The 22,969-nt window shown below is 61.0% G+C and carries 20 protein-coding genes; 10 read left to right on the forward strand and 10 right to left on the reverse strand.

Annotated elements, in window-relative coordinates; translation table 11 throughout:
- The first annotated feature begins 304 nt into the window (after nt 1–304).
- On the forward strand, nt 305–898 hold the full coding sequence (locus LB516_RS00555; protein WP_224718720.1) for a sigma factor-like helix-turn-helix DNA-binding protein: 594 nt from the start codon (nt 305–307) through the stop codon (nt 896–898).
- Nucleotides 899–1,071: 173 nt separating this feature from the next.
- The gene (locus tag LB516_RS00560) at nt 1,072–1,248 is read left to right on the forward strand and encodes a hypothetical protein (protein WP_157163632.1); all 177 of its coding nucleotides are present in this window, start codon (nt 1,072–1,074) and stop codon (nt 1,246–1,248) included.
- A 339-nt stretch (nt 1,249–1,587) separates the two neighbouring features.
- On the opposite strand, the gene LB516_RS00570 is transcribed toward LB516_RS00560, so the two are convergent.
- From LB516_RS00570 to LB516_RS00585, 4 genes are all read right to left on the reverse strand, one after another.
- Nucleotides 1,588–1,980 carry a response regulator gene (locus LB516_RS00570; protein WP_224718721.1) on the reverse strand — a complete coding sequence of 131 codons (393 nt, stop codon included), beginning with the start codon at nt 1,978–1,980 and terminating at the stop codon, nt 1,588–1,590.
- Between the two features lie 290 nt (nt 1,981–2,270).
- On the reverse strand, nt 2,271–2,801 hold the full coding sequence (locus LB516_RS00575) for a DUF1003 domain-containing protein (RefSeq protein WP_140725922.1): 531 nt from the start codon (nt 2,799–2,801) through the stop codon (nt 2,271–2,273).
- 40 nt (nt 2,802–2,841) lie between these two features.
- Nucleotides 2,842–3,867 (reverse strand): alpha/beta fold hydrolase, encoded by a 1,026-nt coding sequence (locus tag LB516_RS00580; RefSeq protein WP_140660816.1) that lies wholly within the window; start codon nt 3,865–3,867, stop codon nt 2,842–2,844.
- Nucleotides 3,868–3,977: 110 nt separating this feature from the next.
- Nucleotides 3,978–4,904 (reverse strand): NAD(P)/FAD-dependent oxidoreductase, encoded by a 927-nt coding sequence (locus LB516_RS00585; protein ID WP_224643891.1) that lies wholly within the window; start codon nt 4,902–4,904, stop codon nt 3,978–3,980.
- Nucleotides 4,905–5,238: 334 nt separating this feature from the next.
- Here LB516_RS00585 and xth point away from each other — a divergent pair, with 334 nt between their 5' ends.
- Nucleotides 5,239–6,024, forward strand: a complete 786-nt coding sequence (gene xth, locus LB516_RS00590) for an exodeoxyribonuclease III (RefSeq protein WP_140715894.1) — start codon at nt 5,239–5,241, stop codon at nt 6,022–6,024.
- A gap of 16 nt (nt 6,025–6,040) precedes the next feature.
- Here the strand turns inward: xth and LB516_RS00595 are convergent, their stop codons facing one another.
- Nucleotides 6,041–6,325: a DUF6894 family protein gene (locus tag LB516_RS00595; RefSeq protein ID WP_140614627.1), complete on the reverse strand. Its 285-nt coding sequence runs from the start codon at nt 6,323–6,325 to the stop codon at nt 6,041–6,043.
- 108 nt (nt 6,326–6,433) lie between these two features.
- Complete coding sequence (locus LB516_RS00600) at nt 6,434–6,676, reverse strand: hypothetical protein (protein WP_015316406.1); 243 nt, start codon at nt 6,674–6,676, stop codon at nt 6,434–6,436.
- Between the two features lie 344 nt (nt 6,677–7,020).
- On the opposite strand from LB516_RS00600, the gene LB516_RS00605 reads away from it, so the two are divergent.
- From LB516_RS00605 to LB516_RS00635, 7 genes are all read left to right on the forward strand, one after another.
- Nucleotides 7,021–10,227: a GAF domain-containing protein gene (locus tag LB516_RS00605; RefSeq protein ID WP_411969370.1), complete on the forward strand. Its 3,207-nt coding sequence runs from the start codon at nt 7,021–7,023 to the stop codon at nt 10,225–10,227.
- A 249-nt stretch (nt 10,228–10,476) separates the two neighbouring features.
- Nucleotides 10,477–10,620, forward strand: a complete 144-nt coding sequence (locus LB516_RS00610) for a hypothetical protein (RefSeq protein ID WP_167331116.1) — start codon at nt 10,477–10,479, stop codon at nt 10,618–10,620.
- 371 nt (nt 10,621–10,991) lie between these two features.
- On the forward strand, nt 10,992–13,721 hold the full coding sequence (locus LB516_RS00615) for a non-ribosomal peptide synthetase (RefSeq protein WP_224718722.1): 2,730 nt from the start codon (nt 10,992–10,994) through the stop codon (nt 13,719–13,721).
- Complete coding sequence (gene nadE / locus LB516_RS00620) at nt 13,718–14,701, forward strand: NAD(+) synthase (protein WP_015316402.1); 984 nt, start codon at nt 13,718–13,720, stop codon at nt 14,699–14,701. Before LB516_RS00615 ends, nadE begins: the two co-directional genes overlap by 4 nt.
- 3 nt (nt 14,702–14,704) lie before the next feature.
- A complete protein-coding gene (gene asnB, locus LB516_RS00625) occupies nt 14,705–16,726 on the forward strand; it encodes an asparagine synthase (glutamine-hydrolyzing) (protein ID WP_224718723.1) in 2,022 nt (673 codons plus the stop codon).
- A complete protein-coding gene (locus LB516_RS00630; RefSeq protein ID WP_015316400.1) occupies nt 16,723–18,276 on the forward strand; it encodes a class I adenylate-forming enzyme family protein in 1,554 nt (517 codons plus the stop codon). Before asnB ends, LB516_RS00630 begins: the two co-directional genes overlap by 4 nt.
- Before the next feature lie 52 nt (nt 18,277–18,328).
- The gene (locus LB516_RS00635; protein ID WP_015316399.1) at nt 18,329–18,604 is read left to right on the forward strand and encodes an acyl carrier protein; all 276 of its coding nucleotides are present in this window, start codon (nt 18,329–18,331) and stop codon (nt 18,602–18,604) included.
- A gap of 54 nt (nt 18,605–18,658) precedes the next feature.
- On the opposite strand, the gene LB516_RS00640 is transcribed toward LB516_RS00635, so the two are convergent.
- Genes LB516_RS00640 through LB516_RS00655 form a run of 4 tightly spaced genes read right to left on the reverse strand, consistent with a single transcriptional unit; the run spans nt 18,659 to nt 22,921 of the window.
- Entirely contained in the window at nt 18,659–19,351 is a 693-nt protein-coding gene (locus tag LB516_RS00640; RefSeq protein WP_015316398.1) for a N5-glutamine methyltransferase family protein, read from the reverse strand.
- Nucleotides 19,352–19,411: 60 nt separating this feature from the next.
- The gene (locus LB516_RS00645) at nt 19,412–20,614 is read right to left on the reverse strand and encodes a polysaccharide biosynthesis/export family protein (protein ID WP_224683145.1); all 1,203 of its coding nucleotides are present in this window, start codon (nt 20,612–20,614) and stop codon (nt 19,412–19,414) included.
- Between the two features lie 43 nt (nt 20,615–20,657).
- Nucleotides 20,658–21,920 carry a hypothetical protein gene (locus tag LB516_RS00650; protein WP_224718724.1) on the reverse strand — a complete coding sequence of 421 codons (1,263 nt, stop codon included), beginning with the start codon at nt 21,918–21,920 and terminating at the stop codon, nt 20,658–20,660.
- Nucleotides 21,917–22,921, reverse strand: a complete 1,005-nt coding sequence (locus LB516_RS00655; RefSeq protein WP_224718725.1) for an SDR family NAD(P)-dependent oxidoreductase — start codon at nt 22,919–22,921, stop codon at nt 21,917–21,919. The genes LB516_RS00650 and LB516_RS00655 overlap by 4 nt, the downstream gene beginning before the upstream one ends.
- Between the last annotated feature and the right edge of the window lie 48 nt (nt 22,922–22,969).

Below are 22,969 nucleotides of genomic sequence, written 5' to 3' on the forward strand. Positions count from 1 at the left end.
CGGCCGATTTTCGCGCCATTATCGGATCAGCCCCCCACCCAACCAGCTTCAACATGGCCATCGGACTGCATCGAGCGAGAACTCTCGAAGGGCCGCGAGCCATAGGATCGCTCAGGGCTCGGTCATGGAGTGGATCCATCGATGCAAGCGGGTGGGCGGTTTAATCTATGTAAGTGCGCCTAGTCGGCGACCGGATTAAGTATCAGCCTGGAGCAAAACATGACAATTGTCGCTTCTTGGACCCTTCACCCCACCAGATCAGACCGACACGAAAGAGGTCCCATGTCCCTGGAGGATCGGTGTGATGGCTGACCACCGTCGCAAGCTCAACGCGTCCGATCCGGCGCTTGCGGAGCAGACACAGCCCGCTACCGACCCTGGCGGCTCGTCCTTGCCATGTTCTGGCGAACAGACGAACCTGGTCGACCTTGTTCCCGCATTGCGGGCATTCGCACGTTCGCTCAGCGGCAGCATCGACGAAGCTGACAATCTTGTCCGAGAAACACTGGTCAAAGGGATTGCAGATCTCGATGGTCTTGACGGAAGCCGGGTAAAGCCCTGGATCTTCGCCACCATGCGTAGGGCTTCCTTGGCCAGGCTTGAAGGCACAGCCCCCCAGCCTCGAGGACCGGCGAGCTGCTTGTCAGAACCTTTTGCCACGGACACACAGGAACAGATGGAAGCCGGCTCAAGGATAGCGCATGCCATTGACCTCCTGGCGGATCCGGAGCGGCAGGCGATCGTTCTGGTTTGCATGCTCGGACTGTCCTATGAAGACGCCGCCGACATCTGCGATTGCGACACAGCCACCATCAAAGGCCGGATACAGGATGCGAGGACAAGAATGGCTGTCCTGTCGGGTGTCCCGGCGGAAGCCACGCCTGAAATATCGAATTGATGGTGAGCAAAGCGCGGCAGTGTTCAACGCAAAAAATTCGGAATGCCTATCAGGCAGCCACGCATCACTTGCCCTGAGATAGCCTATAGCTCAACCGCCGGTTTGTTATCCATGACAGGGAACCATGAGGGGATCCGCCGAGTTCGACCCTCGGACAAGTTCGGGTTCCCAACATGGAAGAAATCGGCAAGGCGCAACAGAAGGCCATAGCCCGTCTCATACGTCAGTGGATTGCATCGGACGCCAGCCGTCGCCAGCTTCGCCAGTTGCTGGACCTACCGACCGATGCGGACATGCCGCGCGAGCATCGGTCGTTGCTCGACGAACTCGACCGAAAGCTCGACGAATAAATGCATGCTTGCCGAGACACGGACGCTCAGTCGTCATCTTCCCAGCGGCTGCCGGGACAGCTGTTCAAGCTCGTTCTCGTCCGTGATCCCGGCTTGGTAGTAAGCAAGGATGCGCGATGCGCGCCGTTCTCTCTCGGCTTCAGTCTCGTTCTTGAGATTGCTGCGTGCAAGGACACGGCTCAGTACGGCAAGTTCCGATGGGGTATAGGCATCCCTATGCATTTCATCCCGCCCATGCGCTGCAAGAAACCTACAATAAGGATTCTCCGGCGCGCCCTAACGCTGGTCGGGACAGAATGTTCCATGGATTTTCGTGGAAGGAGAAAAAGCTTATCAGCGCTAGATGTGAGTTTCTGGGGCTTGCCGAGCGTTTAAAAGCTGCGAAACGGCGGTTATGATTTGCGGCAGAAAGAAGGGCTTGGTGATCATAATGCTGTTGGGCACTCCTTCCGCTCCCCAGTGTACCGCGCTGTCGCCGCTCATATAGACAACTGGGATGGTCGAGTTGGACCTACGCAAATGCCGGGCGATCTCCCACCCGGATTGTCCCGGCCCCAAACGGGTGTCGGTGAGCACGGCCTTGAACCTGGTGGGATCGGGGTCGAAGGCCGCCAGCGCCTCGGCAGCATTTCGAACGCCGACGACCTGAAAGCCAGCCTCCTCCAAAGCTGACTCGAGGTCGAGCAGTATCATCGTCTCGTCTTCGACGATCAGAACAACGCCATCGCTCACCCGGGATATCCCCAAGTCGCCACCGCTACTACGATCTCGGCGTCAACTTGGTTCCATATGACACGCATCGGCCTGTTGTCACCGCGACCTCGCGGCGGAGTCATGAGAAGCCCGCCTCGGAAAGCCGAGACGGGCTGAAGCTGCTTCGACAGCCTCGAAGGCCAAGACAAGGGAGGATTGTAGGCCCGCGACCGAACCTTGAAGTGCAGCGAATGTTCCCCTGGATGTAGGCTCTTATTCGATTAGCCTCCGCGGCAGCCCGCCTCCAATGCGGGGCATTTCGTTTTTGCTCAAGATTTCTCCTGATCTCCAGAAGCTTGCTGGATTTCCGTCATCACCTGCCGGGGATCGACATTCTCGGCCAGTTGCGGCAGCTCCTGATCGGCCGGTGTGGAGACATTGAGGCGCTCCGTCAAAGCAGCCACCATTTCGATGAGCCTCGTGGTTTCGTGCTCGTTGAGAAGGCTGATCTGCAGATCCAGCTCCGCTCGGCGCTCGCTGTGTTCGGCCATCCTGTTTTGGTTGATCAGCACGAAGGTGGACAGGAAGATCGCCTCGACCGAAGCCACCATGGCCAGGATCACAAAAGTTGGGTCCCAAGCTGGGACGGCCGGTATCAGGCCAAGGTTCGCAAGGATCCAGGCGACCAGAATTGCGAGATGCAAATAGACAAAAGGCATGCTTCCCGCGAAGCGCGAAATGATGCCGGCAATTCGCACCTGAACGCCTTGGTGCTCCTCCTGTTGTCGCCTGTGGTCGACCAGAGCCTGTATGTTCTGCTGAAGGACGGACTGCATGTCGGCGGGATGCTGATCGTTCATCTTTGAAAGCCCGGTTTGGCCAATGTCATCCGAGCGTTGCTCATCGCCCGCCTGGCACGTCCGGCGAGGCTGCACCGCCTGAACTCGCGGGCTCATGGCCGCCGGTCTCTTCAGACGAGGAGTGCCGTCCTGCAATCGTGTCCACCATGGCGATCACCGCCCCCGGGGCGCTCTGATGAACCATATGGCCGGCGCCCTCAACGACGTCGAGGAGGGACCCACCGACCTCCGCATGCAGGCGTCGTGCCTCCCCCTCGGCGTCGAACAGCCGGTCTCCAGAACCCGCCAGGATGCCTGTCGGGACACCAATGTCCGTGTAGCTGGCCTTCGTCAGCAGGGCCGCCGCCAGCATCGATGCCGATTCCGAACACACCGCCCGCAGTTGGGAAGGGCGGCTGGCGATATCTTTTGCGAGAACGGCGAAGTCGGCAGCGACATCCGCTGGGTGGAAGATCTTCTGCATCGTCCAAGGCCAGGCAAGCCTCACAAGCACCGGCAGCAAGGTGTGGCGAAACGCGGTGCCGACGAATGGCAGAGCCGGGAGGGCGGCCAGCGCAAGATCAAGCCGCGGCGGCGGATAGTAATAGCCGGAGACCAGCACGACGCCGGCAACCGAACGAGAATGCCTGCGCGCCAATTCGAGGGCTACCCAAGCGCCCCACGAATGTCCAAGCACGATGTAGTTCTCGATACCCAGCCTGCCGGCGGCGGCATGTATGAGATCGGCTTGGTCGCGGGCAGACCACCGCCGGCCGCGCGACCGCGTGCTTCGCCCGAAGCCCGGCCGATCAAATGCGAGTACCCGATAGGTTTTTGCCGCCTGATCGAAGATGCCGCTCGACTTGAAATCCTGTGCCATGGATCCGTTTCCATGCAGCAGAATGAGCGGCATGCCGGTGCCGGCTTCGATAAAATGCAGGCGAAGACCGTCAACCTCCATGACATGGCCGTGCGCCCGGCCAACAAGCGCACGTTTGGCGCGGGCGTGATTGTACCCGGCAAGTGCCGATAATGCGGCGATGAGCAGCACGGTCGATAGCTTCGGTCCATCCCTGTCGAACGCCATGCCCATGCCTGCCAGCAACTGCCCTGCCCGGTGCCCTGCCTGCCCAAACCTTCGGAGTGGCGGCTTGTTCCGCTGGACAAAGACGACGCTTTGTAGCCGGCTCAAACGGCCTAGGCGGTAAGCTCTCTATGGGCATGGGACGCGGCGATGGCAGCTTGTCCAAACGCGACCGCAATCTGATTCAGCGCTTTCACAACGTCGCCGATGGCGTACATGCCGGCGACGGAAGTCTGCTGGTGCTCATCGACCGTGACGTAGCCCTCGGCGCAACATCTCGCGCCGACGGCCAGGGCGAGGTGCGAGCGCACCTTGCATCCCAAGGCCGCGTAGACTGCATCGAAGCGGCAGGTCGCTCCATCCTGCAAAATCGCCGCACAACCGTCAACAGCCGGGCTGAGCCTGTCGAGAGTGTGACGGATGACTATCCCTCTTTCGCCCGCCGCGCGACGCGTGCTGGTTGAAAAGTCCGATGCGTGGGTCCCCAGCATCGTTACGTGTGGTGTGAATCGGCTGAGGAAAATGGCCTCGTGCAAGGCGCTGTCACCCTGCCCCACGACCGCTATCTTCCGGTCGATCACCTCATATCCGTCGCACACCGGACAAAGCCGAACGACACCGGCCGCAATTGCCTCCGCCAAGCGGGGCAATTCGGGTGTCGTGTCGACAATCCCGGTCGACAGGAAAACCTTACGCGCGCGGATTGCGCCGATCGAGGTCTCAGCATCAAAGCCTCCCTCGCCAGCGGCCAGCGAAAACACCTGCCCCCGCATCAAGGTTGCTCCGTACAAGCTCGCGTGGCGGCCAAGCCGATCGAGAAGGTCGGGGCCAGTTATCCCTTCGGGAAAGCCCGGACAGTTATGGCTTTTCGGGATCAGAGCGGCACGGGGCTGGCCGGCATCGACCACCAGCACGCGATGGCGAAAACGGGCGAGATATTGGGCCGCAGTCAGTCCCGCTGGCCCGCCTCCGACGATCAGCACATCTTCAGCGTCGGCGAGCGGGTGACCGGCATGGCTTTCACCGCAGGTTTGCTCCATCAGCGGCGAACTATCTGGTTCGTTCGATGTTCCAGCACGACACGCGGAGAGACCGCATAAGCCCGGCCGGCTTCAGCCGCAGCCAGAGAGCTTCGATCTCGTTGTCACACCGGTCCTGCTCGGCGTCGAAACCTTCTTACCGCTTCGGGGTTAATCCTGACGGACGAGGTGAGCACCTGCGAAACACAACCGCTGACCTCGTCCTCAAACGACGTCGGGCGGCTGGCAGGCCATGAATGATATGAGTGAAGAGCTGAGGCCGCCGACAAAGGACGATGCCGAACTCGCTCAAACGGGGAGCGCCATTTTATGAATGGATGCCTCAAGGCTTCAGATGATCCGGGTCGCTACCTTTAACGTAAACGGCGTCAACGGTCGATTGCCGGTTCTGCTCAAATGGCTGGGTGAGACGCACTACGACATCATCTGTCTCCAGGAATTGAAAACATCGGACGAAAAGTTTCCTGCCGATGCCATCAGCAACGCCGGCTACGGGGCGATATGGCACGGACAGAAGTCGTACAACGGCGTAGCCATTCTCGCTCGGGGCAAGCAGCCGCATGAGCGTCGGCGCGGGTTGCCCGGTGACGCCGATGACACGCATAGCCGTTACATCGAGGCGGAGATCGACGGTCTCGTCGTTGGTTGCCTATACCTGCCCAACGGCAACCCGGCGCCTGGTCCGAAGTTCGACTATAAGCTCCGCTGGTTCGAGCGGCTGATCGACTACGGACGGCTCCTGATCAAGGACGCGCCCGCCAGCCTGCTTTGCGGCGACTACAACGTGGTGCCGGCGCCGATCGACGCCGCGGTTCCGGCACGATGGCTGGGCGACGCCGTCTACTTCCCGGAGAGCCGACAGGCTTACGCCGACCTGCTTGCCGATGGCTGGACCGACGCCGTCAGGCTGATCCGTCCCGAGAGAGGCGTCTATACCTACTGGAATTTTTCCTATCGGGGCGGTTACGACCGCAGTTCCGGCCTTCGCATGGACCATCTTCTCGTGAGCCCCTCGCTCACGAACAGGCTGGCCGGCGCGGGCGTGGATGAGACGGTACGGGGATGGGACAAGCCAAGCGATCACGCGCCAGCCTGGATCGAACTCGACTGGCCCCGGTGAACCGAGACATCGGGCTTCAGCCAGACCGCATGACGCCAGGTTCGTCCGCCTCTCTTAATCGTTGCGAATCCTCGGGGGCGGCGACCAGATCCTGGAATCCAAGTGTGACGACGAGATAACCCGCCTCGTCGTAGACTTTCGTCACCCAGTTGGTCGGGTCCGCGCCATCGATAATTCCGTCAAGCATGGCCTCCTTGGCTGCGCGCTTCGCCTCTTTGATGGCCTCATCCCGATCAGCCATGTCGGCGAAGATTGCAGGCTGGGACATGCCTTCGATAAACTCGAAGCGAAATTTCGGCATCGATCCCTCCTGTCGGTGGTGATAACGGATCGGCCATTGCTGGCAGGGTGACGGTCAACGCCACCGTTTCGAAAAGGATGCACCGATTGTGCGTGCCTGCACCGGAGGTCAGGCAGCGTTGCTGGCTTCCGTTTGCCAGTCGTCCTGCCAACGCGCGCGCACGGCAATCATCAGCATGGCCGATTCCGTGATCCCGGTCTGGAACAGCCTGATCAGCTCTCTCGCGATGGAGTGAGCCGCCGCGGTGTCCGGCAAAATGGCAAACTCCTGGCACATCGCGTCGAAGACCGCGCGAAGCGTGTCCAGGTCATTCGGGTAGAGGGTATCCGTGCGAATGGGTCGGTCAAGCATCAAGCGTCTCCAAACGAGCGAGAGTGCGATGGTCTCCCAAGCAGCGGAGCCCGTTACATGCCCGCTGACCTCTCGCTTATGCGGCACAGCGCACGACGTGTCGCTAACCTATGATGGACCGAGGCAAGTTCGCGCACAAAAGATCCAATTGCGTATAGCGACGCGGCTAGCGCCACGCCCAATGGAAGCTGCACGACCGTTGGAGCCGAGAGTGTTCTAAAGTTCAAGGCGACCAAAGGGACATCGTAGATGTTTCTTGCCGTTCAAGCCGCGTCTCGTCGTGTGTCACTCAAGGTGTTCGCGCGAACCGCCGGCCTGCCCGTCAAAGAAGCGTGCGGGCCGCAATGGAACTCTTGGCCGTCAACCGCATTATCCAGTCCGGGCAAAACGGGGGCGATATGGGGGGCACTTCAGGCGATCGTCAATCTGAGCTGCAGCGCTTCGAGCTGTTGGCGGCGCTGGGCGACCGGATTCGCGAGATTACTGATCCTGCCGAACTGGCCCACGCTGCCGCGGAACTGGTAGGGAGACATTTCGATGTCAGCCGAGCCGGATACGGCACGATCGATCTTGAGAAAGAAACCATCACGATCGAGAGGGATTGGAACGCGCCAGGCATCAAAAGCCTGGCTGGGACCCTGAATTTCAGGAACTACGGCTCGTATATCGAGGACTTGAAGCGGGGCGACACCGTTGTCTTCGAAAATGCCGAGACAGACCCGCGAACAAGGGATCATGCAGAGGCTCTCAAAGCCATCAGCGCCCAATCCGTCATCAACATGCCGGTTACCGAGCATGGCGGTTTGGTGGCGCTGCTATACCTGAACCACTCCGCGCCCAGACGCTGGGCCAAGGAGGAGGTTGCCCTTATTTCGGAAGTGGCGGACCGGACGCGTACCGCCATAGAGCGGCTTCGCGCTGAGCGAGCGCTGCGTGAGAACGCCGAACGCCTGGCTTTTCTCGACCGTCTTGGAAGGGAGATTGCCCTCGCGGCCGACGCCGACGCCGTCATGGCGATCACCACTCGTCTGTTGGGCGAACATCTTGCCGTCTCGATTTGCGCCTACGCCGACATGGAGCAGGACCGGGACCATTTCACCATCCGTGGCGACTGGAGCGCACCCGGCTCGCCCAGCATCAGAGGGTATTACAGTCTTACCGATTTTGGTCGCCTGGCGGTCACCAATCTCAGCGCCAATCGGCCGCTCATCATCAACAACAACCTCGAGGAAATTGCACCCGAGGAGGCAAAGACCTTTCAGGACATCGGCATAACGGCAACCATCTGCATGCCCTTGGTAAAACAGGGCCGGCTGACCGCCCTGATGGCCATTCACGACAAGCAGCCCCGCGTCTGGTCACAGCGCGAACTGTCCTTGCTGACGGAGGTGACGGAGCGGTCCTGGGCTCACATCGAGCGCGTTCGCTCGGAACAGGCGGCCCGGGCCAGTGAGGAGCGCCTCCGGCTCGCCACGGACGCAGCCGCTATCGGGACCTGGGACTACGATCCCGTCACCAAGGCGCTGCGGTGGGATGACCGGTGCAAAGCCCTTTTCGGCCTCCCGCCAGACGCGGAGGTAACATATGAAAGCGCGTTCCTGGCGGGTATTCACCCAGAAGATCGGGCCCGCGCCGACGAGGCCGTACGCCAGGCGCTCGCGCCGGGCACGTCTTCCCGCTACGACATCGAATATCGGACGGTCGGCTTGCACGACGGCAAGGAACGCTGGATTGCGGCAGCGGGCGAGTCGCTTTTCCAGTCAGGGCGCGCGGTCCGCTTCATTGGTACCGTCATGGATATCACCGCGCGAAAGCGGGTGGAGCATCAGCTTCAGATGATGAACGTCACCGCTGCCGCGGTAGCGGCCGAGCTCGACGTGGAGCGGATTGTTCAAACGGTAACTGATGCCGGCGTAGCGCTGTCGGGCGCACAATTCGGAGCTTTCTTCTACAATGTGATCGACGACAAGGGCGACAGCTACATGCTCTACGCCCTGTCGGGCACACCTCGCTCCGCGTTCGAAAATTTTCCAATGCCTCGCAACACGGCGGTGTTCGACCCCACTTTCCGCGGGACAAGCGTGGTGCGCTCCGACGACATCCTCGCCGACCCCCGCTACGGCAAGAACTGGCCCCGCAAGGGAATGCCGGAGGGCCATCTGCCAGTGCGTTCCTATCTTGCGGTACCGGTCGTCTCGCGTTCGGGAGAGGTGCTGGGCGGCCTCTTCTTTGGTCATGCAGAGATCGGCGTCTTCGCCGAACAGCAAGAGAAGGCCTTGCTGGGGCTTGCGGGCCATGCCGCGACGGCAATCGACAATTCTCGACTGTTCAAGGCGCTGCAGACGCTCAATGGCACCCTTGAACAACGTGTCATGGACGAAGTCGCCGAACGCACCAAAGCAGAAGAGCACCTGCGGCAGGCCCAGAAGATGGAAGCTGTCGGACAGCTTACCGGTGGCATCGCGCACGACTTCAACAATATGCTGGCTGTCATCATCGGCGGACTGAACCTTGTGCAGCGCAAGCTCAGAAACGGCGATACCAACGTCCACCAGTTCGTGACCGGCGCGATCGATGGAGCCCAACGTGCTGCAGAACTTACCAAGCGGCTGCTTGCCTTCTCCCGCCAGCAACCTCTGGCGCCCAAGCGCCTGAATCCAAATCGCCTCGTCTCGGATATGAGTGAATTGCTGAGCCGGACGCTTGGGGAGACAATCCAAATCGAGACCGTGCTCGCCGCGGGAATTTGGCATGTGGAAGTCGACGCAGGGCAGCTGGAAAGCGCGTTGCTCAACCTTTGCGTCAACGCGCGGGATGCCATGCCCGCTGGTGGAAGGCTGACCATCGAGACATCCAATGCCCATGTCGACGACCGGTATGCGAGAGAAAACGCAATACCCTCCGGCCAGTATGTGATGATAGCTGTCACGGACACCGGAACCGGCATGACTGCTGACGTGTTGGCCAGAGCCTTCGATCCGTTCTTCACCACAAAGGGGGTTGGCAAAGGCACCGGGCTGGGGCTCAGCCAGGTTTATGGATTTGTTCGCCAGTCCGGCGGCAGCGTCAAGATCTATTCCGAGCAGGGTATCGGAACCACTTTGAAAATCTATCTGCCGCGCTCGCACGGCGACGTGGTCGACAGCCCGGCCGAGTCCGTGGCGGGCGAGCACCCCGGCAGTGAGGACGAGATCATCATGGTTGTCGAGGATGAAGATCGCGTCCGGCTGATGGCTGCGGAGGCGCTGCGGGAACTGGGCTATTCCGTGTTGGAAATGCAAGGGCCGCGGGACGCGCTGGCGGCCGTCGCAAGCGGGCAAGTGCCGTCGCTTCTGTTCACTGACGTCGTCATGCCGGAGATGTCCGGCCGGGAACTGGTGGATCAGGTCAAGAGCATGCACCCGTCGCTAAAAGTGCTCTACACCACCGGCTACACACGAAACGCGATTGTCCACAACGGCACACTTGATTTTGGAACGGAGCTTTTGACCAAGCCCTACACGATTGACGAATTGGCAGAGAAGATCCGTAAGGTGCTGGATCGCAAGTGAATGGTCACTGCCCGAGGCACACCAAATCCTCTCTCCGCTTCAGTTGCTTTACGGGACACGGCGCTTGGGCGGAATTGATGCCTTCGGCAAGACAACTGCCGTACCGCAGAGGCTATTGGGGCTTCGTGCACCCAACGGTGAAACCTTTTCCCTACTCGCAGCTTGTTTGCGACACCGGAGGAAACGATCGTGTCAAGGCGAGATGGAGAAATGGGGGATCAACCGACCAAGAGGCGTCGTACACGTCCCTTGAAGGGCGAGGACGCGGAGGTCCGGCATGTCGTCGAAACGCATGACCTGTCGCCCGCTCAGGCAAGGGAGCTGGTACGTCGCCACGGCAACGATTGGCGCAAGATCGATGAGGCGGCGAAGTCATACAAGGACAGCACCTGACGGAAGCCTCCAGGTCTCTCGGGAAGACGCTAAATCCTGAAAAGCCTATTTACAGCAGCGGCTCATCCCGCCTGACAGGCTTGTTCGCGAGAGCCCGCGATTTCCAATTGAAAAAGAAGGCCACTGCCTCGGGGGAGTGCAGCGGGCGATCGGCTAGGAGTTGAGGGGACATCTCCACGCTGGGTAAACAACAGATCAACAGCGGATCGGTTCCAACGCTGCTCTCCGTTCATTCGCTTCGCAATACGCGCCCGTGGCAAGGAAACCCGACGCCTAATCTCTTTCCGTGCCTTGTTCATCATCAGAATGATCGATGAATTCCCCCTCTTGCAAGCTCATAACCGGGTATCAACCGTAAACCCAGGCAAGCCATGCTCCCGGCGTATTTGAATGCACCAGCGGCGGATCAGGACCATCACCAGGATTCTCGGCCCTCCCGCAGATGGATAGACGTCCCGGCCTACGCCCTGGATCAAGGTGGCCCGGCGCTGCGCCTTCATCAGAAGTTGGGCCCGGCATTTGCGGATGTCGGGATTGCCGATCAGCTCAAGAAAGTCACGGCCCAATATTCCGAAAAAGCCGCTGTGCATGACGGCGTGAATCAACTGTCGTACTTCGAGCTTGCAACTGCCGTCGAAGTCCTGTCCCGCCGGATCGCTGCCGTCGTTCCCGTGGGGCAGCCGATCGGAATTTATCAACCAAACTCCGTCTGGTACATCGTTGCTGTCCTGGCGAGCATGGCGGCGGGAAGGATTTCGGTTCCCCTCAACGCCCGGGACCCAATCGCCCGTGTCAACGAGATTGTCGGCGTCGCGCGGCTCCGCGCCATTCTTGGCGTTGGACACCGGCATGCGGGTTTACCCGAGGACATCCGGTGGATCGATGTGACTGCCAGCCCCGAGTCGACGGCGCCGCTGTCATCGACGCAATTGCCTGCCGTATCCGTCGATGCACCGGCGATGGTTCTTTACACGTCTGGCAGCACCGGATCTCCAAAGGGCATAGTCAACAGCCAGCGCAGCCTGCTCTGGCGGGTGCACCAATATGCCGATGCGTGTCACATCAATTCCGACGATGTCTTCCTCCCCTTGACCGGGCCGGCCACCATAGCCGGATGTCGAGAAATCCTGACTTCGGTCCTGTGCGGCGCCACTTTGCATATGGTCGACGTGGAAGCGATCGGCCTGCGTGCGGTTCGCGAGCGAATGCAGCAGGTTGGCGCGACGCTTACTTACCTCGTGCCCGCGCTGCTTCGCGCCCTCATGGCCAATGCCCCCGCCGATGCCTTCGGGTCGCTCAGGGTGGTCCGCGTCGGCGGCGAGAAAGTGCTTTGGACCGACATTGCCCTTTTGCGAAAGGCGATTCCTGCTCATTGCCTCGTACAGATCGGCTACTCGTCAACCGAGACGACCGGGTCACAATGGTTTCTGCCTCGCGTTCAACCAAAGAACCAAACGTCCGTGCCGGTCGGCCGGCTCTTGCCAGGAATAGCTTTTGCGATCGTCAACGAGGACGGTGACAGCGTACCGCGGGGCGGAAGCGGGGAACTCGTCATCAAGAGCCCCTACGTCTTGCTCGGCCACTGGGAAAACGGCACCGTCATCCCTGCCGAGGCGGATCCCGATGACCCAAGTCAACGGATATTCGCGACCGGCGATCTCGTCCAATTGGACAATCGGGGCCTGCTGAGGATCGTCGGCCGCAAGGGGCGGCAGATAAAGATCAACGGTCGGCGCATCGAGCCGGCCGAAGTCGAGAGGATCCTGCGCTCCGCCTCGTCAGTCGAGGATGCGGTGACGATCGTGACCGAGGCCAACGAACTGGTCGCTTTCGCGATCCCCAGGAATTCCGCCGGTCCGGCCTTCGCCGACGACCTTCGCCAGCTGCTTGCAAAGACGCTGCCGCCGCCACTGCGCCCGCTGCGGCTCCACAGGGTAGAGGACATTCCGCGCCTGGCAGGCGGAAAAATAGATGTGGCGAAACTCGGGAAAATGGATCTTCTGGCCAAGAAGCCTACCCAAGTTGCCGATCCACCGATTTCAGGCAGCGATCTCAAGGCCCATCAAGCAGTGCAGAATGCCTGGACCAGGGTCCTCAACACGCGGGCAGCCGTCGGGCGATGGGATGAAGCGGGAGGGGACTCGCTGAAGCTGCTCCACTGCGTCATGGAGATCGAGAACGAAATCGGCCAGGAACTGGATCTTGAGGCATTTACCGTCGGGATGAGCGCCGAAGCGATGGTCAGCGCGGTCGCGTCCGCACAAGCCGGCAATGCGCCCGATCATGTGCTGGAGCATGATCGGCCTTTTCTCTTTCTGTTTCCCGGCTCCGTGGGCTATGGGCCTAGTCTTGCAGCCTTCGCCTCAGCCATGGGCAAAGTCGCAACGGTCCGTCCGATAAGATATCCCAACCTCGCGACGATTCTCAGCGGCCAGAACGATCTTGCCGCCATGGTGGACGCCGCGCTTGAACAGATCAACCGCATCCAGCCGTCGGGCCATGTAAGGCTTCTCGGCCACTCGCTCGGCGGAGCCGTCGCATTCGAAGTTGCCGTGCGCCTGCTGAAGGAGGGAAGGTCCGTCAAGTTTGTCGGTATCCTCGACACCAGCCTGGCTGGCGAGCGGAGCCGTCCGTGGGAGACAATCACCCGCACCTTGCGTCGGGTCCGGTCCAACCGCATGTCACCCTATCGAATGGCCTGCCGTGTTTTGGCGAAGCTCACGGTCAAGGTCGGCCAGGAAGCTCGTCTTGCCCAAGCCATCGACCACTTTTCCCGAGGACAATTCAACGCAACCAGCTTCCGCATCAAGCTGGAGTTGCAGGAAGTCTTGCGTGCGCAGGCCTTCTTCCGTTGGTTGGAGCAGCCAAGAACGGTGCTCCCGATCACCGGAACGCTGTTCCGTTGCGCGCGACCGGGAATGCCTCTTGCCATCGGATGGGATCGGGTGTTCGCGGACCTGCAGGTCATCCCGATTGCCGGCAACCACATTGATCTGGTCGTCGAGCCTCACATCGGCGTCAATCGTCCGCTGATCGAGGAGGCGGTCGCTCGCACTTATTCGCCGGCCGAGTCTTCAACCATGAAAGGCAGCTTCGCGTGACTTCGCGGTTCGGCAAGGATGTTCTGGCACTGGATGCGGCCGCGGAGGTCGACCGCATCGTAGCATCCGTGCGCGAGCAGGTATTGGTCACGCTCCGCCGGCGCGGAGTGGTGGTCGGGCTCTCAGGCGGCATCGACAGTTCGGTGGTCGCGTCGTTGTGCGTGGCTGCCTTCGGCAAGGACAGGGTGCTCGGGATCTTCATGCCGGAGCGTGACTCGTCCGGGGACTCGCTGAGGCTGGGGCGCGTTATCGCCGGTCAGCTGGGCATCGACACCATCGCCGAGGACATTGCGCCGGCGCTCGACGCCATCGGTGCCTATAGCCGGCAGATAGAGGCCATTCGCACCGTTGTTCCGGACTACGGCGAAGGGTGGAAATGCAAGCTGGTGCTGACCTCGGTGCTGGAGAGCAAAGGCCTCAATATCACCCGTCTCACCGTTCAGGATCCCCAGGGGAAGATCGATACCGTGCGCCTGTCAGGAGCGGCCTATCTGCAGATAGTGGCCGCGACCAATTACAAGCAGCGCATTCGCAAGATGACTGAGTACTATCACGCGGACCGTCTCGGCTATGCGGTGGCGGGCACGCCTAACCGGCTCGAATATGATCAGGGTTTTTTCGTCAAGCAAGGCGACGGAATCGCTGACCTGATGCCGATCGTCCACCTCTACAAGACGCAGGTCTATCAACTGGCGGAATATCTCGGTGTGGACGGGGAGATCCGGCGCAGGCCGCCGACGACCGACACCTTCTCCATGGCGCAGAGCCAGGAGGAGTTCTACTTCGCCCTGCCCTATCATCAGACGGACCTATGCCTCTACGGCGTGAACCATGGCATCTGCGCCGATGAAGTCGCTGATGTTGCCGGGTTGTCACCAGACGAGGTCCAGAAGGTCTTCAAGGATATCGAAGCCAAGCGTCGAGCGGCGCGCTATCTGCACGCCCAGCCTTTGCCTTCGGTGCCAATGACGGTGGACTGACGGATGTGCGGGATCGCCGGAATTGTCGCGCTGAGCGCCACTGCCCCACCTCCTTCGCGGGAAGCGCTGTTGCGTATGGTGGGCGCGCTCGCACACCGCGGACCCGACGAGCGGGGGCTGTACCGCGACCGACGTGCGGGTTTGGCGCATGCCCGCCTGTCCGTGGTCGACCTGCTGCACGGCCAGCAGCCACTCGCCGACGTGAGCGGCCTGACATGGATCGTCTTCAACGGTGAAATCTTCAACTACGTCGAATTGCGCGACAAGTTGATCGCGCTTGGTCACCGCTTCCGCACGCGTAGCGACACGGAAGTCGTGCTCCATGCCTACCAGGCCTGGGGCCAGGCCGCCTTTGAACGGATGAATGGTCAATGGGCAGTCGCGATATGGGACTCTGCTGCCGGCCGCCTGATCCTGTCGCGTGACCGCTACGGCATCTGCCCGCTGTATTATTGCGAGCACGGCGGCCGCGTCTTCTTTGCAAGCGAAGTCAAAGCCATTTTCGCCGCGGAAACAGCGATTCCTCGCGCCTTTGATCCGGCAGGAATCGATCAGACGTTCACATTCTGGACGGTGATCCCGCCGCAGAGCGTCTTCGAAGGCGTCAAGGAACTGCAGCCTGGACATATCCGGCTCTATGAAGGTGGCGTGGCACGGGAGACGGCCTTCTGGGAGCCGCATTATCCCCGAATTTCCGCTTCCGACCCTGAATGGTTCACCGGCTCGTGCGATGATGCCGTCGAGGCGGTCCGCGGTGCGCTCGAAGCCGCGACGGCGCTGCGGATGGTGCAGGCCGACGTGCCGGTGGGCTGCTATTTGTCCGGTGGGCTAGACAGCTCGCTTGTCGCGGCGCTCGGGAGACGTTTCGCGGGGGAGCGCTTCCAGACATTCTCCTTGCGTTTTGCCGACGCCGAATACGACGAGACCTATTTCCAGCGTCTGGTTGCCGCCGCGACCGCGAGCGAGCACCACGAGGTGGTGATTTCCCGCCGCGACATTGCAGCGGTTTTTCCCGAGGTCGTCTACCACGCCGAGCGGCCAATCCTGAGGACGGCGCCGGCCCCGCTCTTCCTTCTGTCCAAGTTGGTCCGCGAGCGCGGCATCAAGGTTGTGCTGACAGGGGAAGGCGCCGACGAGATGTTCGCCGGCTACGACCTTTTCCGCGAAGGCAAGGTTCGCCGCTTCTGGGGGCGTCAACCTGCTTCGAGCCGGCGTGCGCGACTGCTTGAGCGACTCTACCCCTATCTGTCGCGCTCACCGGTGCACCAACAGGCCATGGCGCGACAGTTCTTCGGGCGCGATCTTGATGCCTGCGACAGGCCCGGCTTTGCACATGACACGCGCTGGCGCACCACGAGCGCCATCAAGCGCCTATTCTGCCCCGACATGCGCGGCGCCTCGCAGCACCGCAATGCGGTCTCCGAACTGCTCGCCCCTCTCCCCGCCGAATTTTCGCGATGGAGCTTCCTTGCCCAGGACCAGTATCTCGAAATCCGAACGCTGATGTCGGGCTACCTGCTCTCCTCGCAGGGCGACAGGATGCTGATGGCACACTCGGTCGAGGGACGCTTCCCCTACCTCGACGACGATGTCGTGGCGCTCGCGAATTCGCTTCCGGATGCTTACAAGCTGCGCATCCTCGACGAAAAGCACGTGCTCAAGCGAGTGGCGCAGCCGATCGTCCCACCGCAAGTCGTTGCCCGCACGAAGCAGCCCTACAGGGCGCCAAATGCGCTTAGTTTCGTTGGTCATGATGCACCAGATTACATTCGCGAAGCACTGTCGGACACGGCATTGCGCGCGGCAAACGTCTTCGATCCGAAATCGGTGGCTTTCCTGCTTGGAAAGTGCCGGTCCAGGGCCGGCGGCGGCGATCTCTCCAACTCCGACAACATGGCACTGGTCGGCGTGCTGTCGACCCAGCTTCTGCATCAGCAGTTCATCGCGAGCCGCCCGGGCGGAGCGGACAAAGCCGAGCTCAGGATCGACGTTGATCACGAACAGCGGGAAAGGGTCCTGGCATGATCCACGGCGCCGTACCACTCCTGCAGGACTACCTCATCCATTCCGCCGTCCGGCTTGGCGGCAAGATCGCGTTGGTGGCCGGCAAGCAACGTGTCACCTATGCGGAGATCGATGAGCGCTCCGACAGGATCGCGCATTTCCTGGCCGCGGCGGGCGTCGAGCGTGGCGACCGCGTCATGATCTTCGCCGACAATACGGTCGAAACCGTCGTCAGCTTCTGGGCGGTGCTCAAGGCGAACGCCGTGGTCTGCATCGTCAACCCGCTTACGAAAAGCGAGAAGCTTCATTACCTGCTCAACGATTGCCTGCCAGCGGCGCTGATCACGGACAGCCATCTACACTCGATATTCTGCCAACCGTCGCGCGACTGTCACTCGCTGCGGGCGGTGATTGTCTCTGGGACGATCAACGAGGCCGAGTTCAACCGATTGCCGCACGCCGTTCGCTGGGACACGATCGTCGACAGACCTTCTGTTGCGCCGCCGCGCAAATCGATCGACATCGATCTCGCGGCCATCGTCTACACCTCCGGATCCACCGGCGAACCCAAGGGGGTCATGTTGACGCACGGCAACATGACTGCCGCGTGCACATCGATCGCCTCCTACCTGGAACTGCGTGAAGATGAGGTGATCCTCAACGTCCTGCCCCTCGCCTTCGACTACGGGCTCTATCAAATGATCATGGCCTTTCGCACCGGCGCACGGCTCGTCCTCGAACGCTCCTTCGCTTTTCCGGCGCAGATCCTTCAGGTGATCAAGGACGAGCAGATCACAGGCTTTCCGGGCGTGCCCACGATCTTCGCGGCGCTTGCGGAGCTCAGATCGCTGAAGAGCAACGATTTCGCGAGCATCCGCTATGTCACCAATACCGCGGCCGCCCTGCCGCTCAAGCAGATTGCCATGCTCAGGGAGCTGTTTTCGGGCGCACGCATCTATTCCATGTACGGCCTCACCGAATGCAAACGCTGCAGCTATCTGCCGCCCGACGATCTCGGGCGAAAGCCCCTCAGCGTAGGCATTGCCATTCCCAACACAGAAGTGTGGATCGTCGACGAGAGTGGCAGGCGGGTCGGTCCGGGCGTCGTTGGCCAACTTGTAGTCCGCGGCGCAACGGTGATGAAAGGCTATTGGGGCAAGCCAGAGGCCACGGCAAGGAAGCTGAAGCCGGGGCCGCTGCCGGGCGAGCAGGTCCTCTACACGGGCGACTACTGCCGGATGGACGCTGAAGGCTATTTGTACTTCGTCGGCCGTGGTGACGAGATCATAAAATCACGAGGCGAAAAGGTCGCTCCCAAAGAGGTGGAAAGCGTGCTTATGGACGTCCCTGGGGTGAAGGAAGCCGCGGTCATCGGTGTCCCCGACGACCTCCTCGGGCAAGCGGTCAAAGCATTCGTCGTCATCGAGCAGGGAAGAATTGTCGGCGAAAGGCAGCTCCTGATGGAGTGCCGGAAACGGCTGGAGAATTTCATGGTGCCAAAGACCATCGTCATCGTGCCCAGCCTGCCGATGACCGATACCGGAAAACTCAAGAAAGCGGCCCTGTCGTAGATTGTTTCAGAAGCGCGATCGCAAGTCGCCTTTGCAACGGAGGATGGATTAGATGGATTCCATGATATCGGCCGCGGAAAGCGACGACATTCATATCAACCAGATCCGCAGCTTCCTGGCCTCGAATTTCTACATCGCGGACGTCAAGGCGCTATCCCTCACCGCATCATTGCTCGATCAGGGGATCGTCGACTCGACCGGAGTGCTCGAGGTGATCGGGTTCATCGAAGAGACTTTCGGCATCACAGTGGAAGACAGTGAACTCCTGCCGGAAAACCTCGATTCGATTCAAGGAATCGCGCGGTTCATCGTTCGCAAGAAGAAATGATCTGGCGCAAGAAGCAATGATCTGGACGGTCGGCCCGATACCGGCCGAACGCGGTCATGCCTGCCGCCTGGCCCCTGCCAGGACCACCCGCACTTCACCGGCATGGTTGGCGAAGGTGCGTATCTGCTCGTAGCCCTTGCTGCGCTCCAGAAGACTTATGACCTGGCGGTCCTGACCAAGCCCCACCTCGAACAGCAGGACGCCGCCTGGTCGGAGGTAGCGCAGCGCGTCCTTGACGACCCGCATATGAATGCTGAGCCCATAAGGACCGGCCGCGAATGCCTCTCGCGGCTCAAGCACGACCAGATGGCGGCGATCACCCTCGAGCCGCTTCTCCGAAATGTAGGGCGGATTGCAGACGATGGCATCAAGCGTGCCGTCGAGCTCCAGTCCGGACACGCCTTCGAACAAATCACCCTGATGCACTGAAATCCGGTCAGTCAAGCCATGATGAACGACATTTCGTCGCGCCGCGCCGATACAGCCGTCGGTAAGATCGCAGGCCCAAACTCGCACGGATTGGATATGGCTAGCGATCGCGCAGGCCAGGTTGCCGGCGCCACAGCACATGTCGACGACACGCGGCGCCGGCAGATCCATTGCGCGCAGAACATCTACGGCAATGGAGCCGAGCAGCTCTGTTTCCGGCCGCGGCACCAGCGCACCGGGCGCAACCAGGATCTCCATTCCCATGAAGGTGATGCTGCCTTTGTTGTAAGCGCCGGCGACGCTGATCTCTTCGCTCACGACCGTTCTCGCAACGACATCGAAGATATTGCCGCTGCCGGCGACGCCGGCAGGGATTGTCTATTGCACCGCCGCGCTTTCGAGCGCGCTGCTGAATCTGACCTCGATCGTATCACCCGGCGCCACCGCGGTATCCTGGTCGGCCGGCTGCTTGCGCCATTGCGCATCGACGGAGCGGATGATCGTCACCTGGGCCCGCACGGTTTCGCCGCCGATCGGCTGCGGCAAGGCGGATGCTCCCTGCGGCTGCAATTTCTGGCTGACCGCGTGCAGCCTTGCGGTGATGTCGGCAAGGCGCGCCTGTGTATCCCGCAACTCGTTCAACAAACCGGCACGCCTCTGGTTGTCATTGCGCTCGATCTGCCTTGCAAGATCATCCTGTTGGCGCCGAGCCCGCATGAGTTCGACCGAAGTTTCAAGCGCACGGCTCGAGGACAGAAGTACCGCGCGCCGGACATCGGCGAGCCGGTTGTTGGTCAGGTTGCCAGCCTTGAAGAGCTTGGTCACCTGCGCCAAATCCTCTTCATCGGCCTTGACTCCATCGGCTTCGTCCTGCTCGCGCTGGAGCAACGCCTGGACCTGGGTCGCTGCATCCTTGGCGCCCTTCTCCAGAAAGCTCTGCTCCTGCCCGAAATTGTCCAGCGAGAGCTTCAGCCCTTCTGCCTCGGCCTGCGCGATTTCGGTTGCGAGGGAAGAAGACAGCGGAAAGCCCTGGGGGGCCTTCATGTCGAAATCGGGCTGCTTTTGAAGTTCGGCACGTATGCGCGCACTGTGGAAATAGTCCTTGATGTATTCTCCCCAGATCGTCTCATAATCGCGCTGCAAGTCCGTTGGGTCCGGCCCAGCCTGGTTCGCCCGTGCACGCAAGAGGCTGAAGCCGCCGGCGACGGCTATCGCCTGCCGAACCGTCATGAGCGGACGAAAGGCTTGCTGCCCAGGAGCGAGCACTTCGCCAGTCACGTAGATCGGACGGTATTCAGCGATGGTCGCCGTCACGTCGCCGGGCCTGACGACCGCCACCTGCTCACGGCCGTCCGGCATGCGTATGTGGTAGATCTTGGTCGGCAGGATCGCCTGCAAGCGCGTCTGAAGTTCGGACGGAGTCAGGCCGGCGACAGGCACCGTGCCTGCCTCGGCGAGGACGATGGTGCCGTCCATCTGCACCACCGCACGCTGCGTCCGCTCGGGAAGCGAGGTGATTGCGACCTCGATGGTGTCTCCGGGCGAAATTCGATAGATCGTCGCATCCGCTGCCGCAGTCATTGGCAGGGCGCAAAGCATCGCAAGTGTCGCAAGGAAGAATCGGCTAAGGTTGACCATTCGCGACAATCTCCTTCTTGTCCTGGTTTTCGGGCCAGTCGACGCGGGTGACGAAGTCGTAAACCGGTCCACCGGCCACGCCCCAATTGCTGGACCAGATCACCTGTGTGCCGTCCGGCGAAGGTGACGCATGCGTCTCGCTCCAGTAGTCGAAGGGCGCGTTGCGGGTCTGCACGATGCGCCGAACTTCGCCGCTGCCGTCGATGCGCAACGCGATGACTTCCCGTGCATATGGTGCCCAGCCTGGATTGGCCGATATCTCTTCCGGGTTGCCGCCATAGGTCAGGAAGACCCAGCCGGGCCGCTTCAGAGCACGCGACGATGCATGCTCTGCTTCGCCGTATCCGGTCAGGGAGGTCACCTTCCCATCGGACAGTCTTCGCGTGATCACGTGATACTTGTCGGGGCCGGATTTGCTGATGCCAACATAGACCTCGCTGCCGTCGTCATCGAGCGTAAGGTCTCCGTGGCCGGGGCGGTGATGGTCCGTCCACCTCTGTCGCAAGGTGCCATCGGCACTGAAAATGGCCCTCTGCTCGGTGCCATCGGCCAGGTTTTGAAAGCAAAGGATGTTGGTGCCGAGCGGGGAGATGGTGCAGGAGCTGGTGGTTCCGGGAACCTGAGCGAGATCGATGTCCGGGAATTTGAACCGATCCGCGAGATCGAAGGCGAACACCACCGCTTTTCCATCCGCGCGGACAGCGCGGACGGCTATACGGTTGCCGTCACGGCTTGGATTGCCCTTCGACGGCCCGAACTGCAGATCGTGGTATTGAGCCGTGACGAAGACAACGTCTTCGTGGTTTGTCCTTGGCGCCCATGTCGAGATCTTCCGATCCTCAACGCAGATCATCACGTCTGCGTTTCGAGGATGCCATTCGCATTCACCGCCTTTGTCGCGGTGGAATAGCGGAGCATATGTCTTGCCGTCGAGGAAGCACAGCCCGTTGCAGCCATTGGCCAGCACGAGCAGGCTCTGGTCCGCATTCCAGGCTTGAGCGCTCGAATAGCGATGGCTGCAATATTTCGTCCCACACACGACACCTCCCCCAAGTGCGCCGGGTTTAGTGATGCGCATGAAATTCGTGCCGAATGCCGGATCTGTCGCGGGATGCAGATAATCTGGGAGATCCATCGGCATTGGCGCGACGAACGTCGTGGACATGCTGTTTCCCTGGCTGTCGGCCGCCCGCAGCAGGACGGCAAAGGCGATCAGGAGCAGTGCCAATGGAAATGGGTAAAACCTCATGTCATGTAGCTCATTTCGCGACGTACCCGACCTTCGCCGAGGCGCGCCCGCCACCAATCGATGGTTCTGGCCAAGCCGTGGCGCAAACTCGTTTGCGCAGTCCATCCGGTTTCGCGTTCGAGCCGTGATGAATCGGCCAGCAGAGCGCGAACCTCGGAGTTTTGCGGCCGCAATCGACTCTCGTCGCGGTGGACGGGCTTCTTGCAGTCGCTCAGCTCGCGCACGAGATCGAGCACGTCCGATATGGTCACGGCACGCTGGCTTCCAGCATTATAGGCATGGCCGAATTCGAGTGTGGCTGAACCCGCGCTCAGGAAGGCAGCCGCTGTGTCCTCGACGAAGGTCAGGTCGCGGACCGGGCTGGTATCTCCCACCATGATCGAAACACATTTTGGATCGAGCGCCTGCCGGATGATTGTCGGTATTATGGCTCGTTCGCTTTGTCGCGGCCCGAATGTATTGAACGGCCGGAGGATCACGACGGGCAGGTCGAACGATCTGGCATACGACTGCGCCATCATGTCGGCGCCGATCTTGGACGCCGAATATGGCGATTGTCCCTGAAGAGGATGGGACTCGCTGATCGGCATGCTGAGCGCCGTGCCGTAAACCTCACTGGTCGAGGTGTGAATGATCCGTTCCGTCTCCCATTGGCGGGCCGCTTCAAGGACATTCAGCGTCCCCATGATATTGGTTTCCACATAGGACTGGGCGGCCGCGTATGAGTACGGGATCGCGATAAGCGCAGCGAGATGAAACACGACGGCTTGGCCGCGCACGATCCGGTTCAGGAATGCACCGTCGCGTACATCGCCTCGAACGAGTTTCAGATGACCTCGGATGTCGTCTGGCAGATCATCCAGCCATCCATGACTGTCGAACGAATTATAGAGGGCCAATGCGGTCACCTCGGCACCGTTGCGGACGAGTGCCTCGGTCAGGTGCGATCCAATGAACCCATCCGCGCCAGTGACCAGAACTCTCTTGCCATTGTAGCTCATAACCAGGTGTTCCTTCTTTCACCTGAAGCGCTCCGGTTGCCGAGCGCG

The organism is Mesorhizobium sp. CO1-1-7, from assembly GCF_020164885.1.
GTDB lineage: Bacteria > Pseudomonadota > Alphaproteobacteria > Rhizobiales > Rhizobiaceae > Mesorhizobium > Mesorhizobium australicum.